The 3,185-nt window shown below is 71.9% G+C and carries 1 protein-coding gene and 1 pseudogene; both read right to left on the reverse strand.

Annotated features, from left to right (window positions below):
* A partial coding sequence (locus tag DC432_RS15950) for a bifunctional [glutamine synthetase] adenylyltransferase/[glutamine synthetase]-adenylyl-L-tyrosine phosphorylase (protein ID WP_116538670.1) occupies positions 1 to 2,823 on the reverse strand: 2,823 nt, incomplete at its 3' end.
* A 10-nt stretch (positions 2,824 to 2,833) separates the two neighbouring features.
* Positions 2,834 to 3,185, reverse strand: a pseudogene (locus DC432_RS15955) (glutamine synthetase); the annotation flags it as partial.

Below are 3,185 nucleotides of genomic sequence, written 5' to 3' on the forward strand. Positions count from 1 at the left end.
CGTGTTCGCCGAGCGCAGGCGACTCGCCAGGTGCCAGGCGGCCGCGAGCTTGTCGGCCGCGTCGTGCTCGATCAGTCCGGCCTCGGCCGCGGCATCCAGAGCCCCCAGCGTCGACGTCGTGCGCATCGCCGGCACCTGCCGTGCGTGCTGCAACTGCAGCAGCTGCACCAGCCACTCGACGTCGCTGAGCGAGCCGGGGCCGAGCTTGAGGTGTCGGGCGGGATCGGCGCCCTGCGGCAGACGCTCGTTCTCGACGCGCGCCTTGATGCGGCGGATCTCGCGCAGGCCGTTTTGGTCGGCCGAGACGGGGTAGCGCACCTCGTCGGCGAGCTCCAGGAACGCGCGGATGAGCTTGACGCTTCCCGCGACCCCGCGGGCGCGCAGGAGAGCCTGCGCCTCCCACGACAGCGACCAGCGCCGGTAGTACTCCGCGTAGGCGTCGAGCGAACGCGCGAGGGGCCCGCTGCGTCCCTCGGGGCGCAGCTCGGCGTCGAGGTCGAGCGGCAGGCGGTGGTCCTCGGACTGCTCGCGCAGCCCCGCGACGAGCTTGAGGGCGAGGTGGCTCGCGCGCTGCGGGTCGAGGCCGTTGGCGCGATAGACGTACATCACGTCGGCATCCGAGCCGAAGCCGATCTCGCGGCCGCCGAACCGGCCCATCGCGATGACCGCGAAGTCGAGGTCGTCGTCCTCGGGCGGAACCACGACGCGACGCACGGCCCGCAGCGTCGCCTGGATCGTGACCTCGGTGATGGTCGTCAGAGCGTCCGAGAGCTCCTCGAGCGACACGGTGCCCAGGACCGCCGCCATGGCGACGCGCAGCATCTCGCGACGGCGCAGCGCGCGCACCGAGCGCATCGCGTCGTCGATGTCGTCCCAGCGCGTCTGGATTGCGCGCGCCTCGTCCTCGAGCGCCTTGCCGGAACGCGGCCGCAGCAGCGCATCGTCGTCGAGCCACGCGACGGATTCGGGGATCCATTCCATCAGCTCGCCGATGTAACGCGAGCCGGACAGCACGCGGGTCAGGCTCTCGGCCGCCCCCGCCGAGTCGCGCAGCATCCGCAGGAACCACGGGGTGTTGCCCAGTCGCTCGCTGATGCGGCGGAACACCAGCAGCCCGTAGTCGGGATCGACACCGTCCGCGAACCACCGGATCATCACGGGCATGAGGTGGCGCTGGATCGACGCCTTGCGGCTCAGGCCGCTCGTGAGCGCGGCGATGTGCCGCAGCGCCCCCGCCGGATCGCGGAAGCCGATGGCCGCGAGTCGGTCGCGCGCCTGAGCGGTGGACAGGGTCCGCTCGCCCTCGGGCAGCGCCGCGACGGCCGAGAGCAGCGGGCGGTAGAACAGGCGCACGTGGATGTCGCGGACCTCGCGCTTGATGCCCTCCCACACCGCCTGGACTCCGGATGCCGAATCCGCCAGACGCGACGCTCGCGCGAGCACGCGCAGGTCGTCGTCCTTCTCGGGCAGCAGCGCCGTGCGACGCAGCCCGCGCAGCTGCAGGCGGTGCTCGAGCAGACGCAGGAGCCGGTAGTCGCGCGCGAAGGCCTCGGCCTCGGATCGGCCGATGTAGCCCTCGGCGACCAGCGCGTCGAGCGCCTCGAGTGTGCCGCGCTGCCGGATGCGCTCGTCGCTCAGCCCGTGCACGAGCTGGAGCAGCTGCACGGTGAACTCGACATCTCGGATGCCGCCGGGCCCGAGCTTGAGCTGACGGTTCACCTCGGACGCGGGGATGTGATCGGTGACGCGCTCGCGCATGCGCTGCACGCCCTCGACGAAGTTCTCGCGTGCCGCGCTGTGCCAGACGAGCGGCTGGACGGCCGCGACGTACTCGGCGCCGAGCGTCGCATCTCCCGCGATCGCCCGCGCCTTGAGCAGAGCCTGGAACTCCCAGCTCTTCGCCCACCGGTCGTAGTACTGGCGGTGCGAGGCGAGACTGCGCACCAGCGCCCCCTGCTTTCCCTCGGGACGCAGGTTGGGGTCGACCTCCCAGAGGGGCGGCTCGATCTCGACGCCCGAGATCCCCCGCATCGTCTGCACCGCGAGGCGGGTGCCGATGTCGATCGCGCGGGCCTCGGAGACGACCTCTTCGTCCGCCGACCCACCGACGAAGATCACGTCGACGTCGCTGACGTAGTTGAGCTCGCGAGCCCCGGTCTTGCCCATCGCGATGATGGCGAATCGCGTCGCTGCGACCTGCTCGCGCGGGAACGTTCCCGGTCCCGGGGATGCCACGCGCGAGCGCGCGACGCTCAGCGAGGCCTCGAGGGCCGCTCCGGCCAGATCGGCGAGCGAGGCCGAGACGACGTCGATCGCCGCCGCCGGGTCGTCCTGGCCGAGGTCGTACGCGGCGATGCGGGCCAGCAGGCGCCGGTACCGCACGCGCAGCGCGACCCATGCGGCATCCGAGGAGTCCGTCGCGAAACCCTCGACGTCGCCGACGGAGTCGAGCAGTTCGGCGCGCATGGTCGGCTCGTCGGGCAGCGTGAGTCCCGCGCCCGAGAGGTGGACGAGTTCGTCGGGATGACGCAGGTAGAACTCGGCGAAGCCGTCGGAGGCGCCCACGACGTCCCACAGGGCACGCCACGCTCCGGCGTCGGCCGCCGCCGCACGGACCGCGGCCGGATCCCGGCGGGCGACCTGCAGGACGGCGAAGAGCGCGCGATCGGGGTCGGCCACGCGCTGCGCGAGCTGCATGGCATCCGCTCGACCGACGCCGACCGACTCCTCGAGCTCACCGAGCAGGGTGTCTGCTTCGGTGAGGCGCGAGAAGCCGGTGCGGGCGAGGGCGGTGAGCGCGGTGGAGCGGTCGCCCGAGGTCATCGGTCGGCCGTCAGAGTGCTTCGAGGTTGCTCGCCAGCTCGAACGGCGTCACCTGGGCACGGTACTGCTGCCACTCGCGACGCTTGTTGAGCAGCACGTACTTGAAGACCGTCTCGCCCAGGGTCTCGGCGACCAGCTCGGACTCCTCGAGGTACTCGAGGGCGTGGTCGAGGCTCGCGGGCAGCGGCGCGTACCCGAGGGCGCGACGCTCGGAGTCGCTGAGCGACCACACGTTGTCCTCGGCCTCGGCGGGCAGCTCGTACTCCTCTTCGATGCCCTTCAGGCCGGCGGCGAGCATGAGCGCGTACGACAGGTACGGGTTGGCCGCGGAGTCCAGGGCGCGGTACTCGACGCGCGTCGAC

It is taken from the genome of Microbacterium testaceum (assembly GCF_003075375.1).
Lineage (GTDB): Bacteria > Actinomycetota > Actinomycetes > Actinomycetales > Microbacteriaceae > Microbacterium > Microbacterium testaceum_E.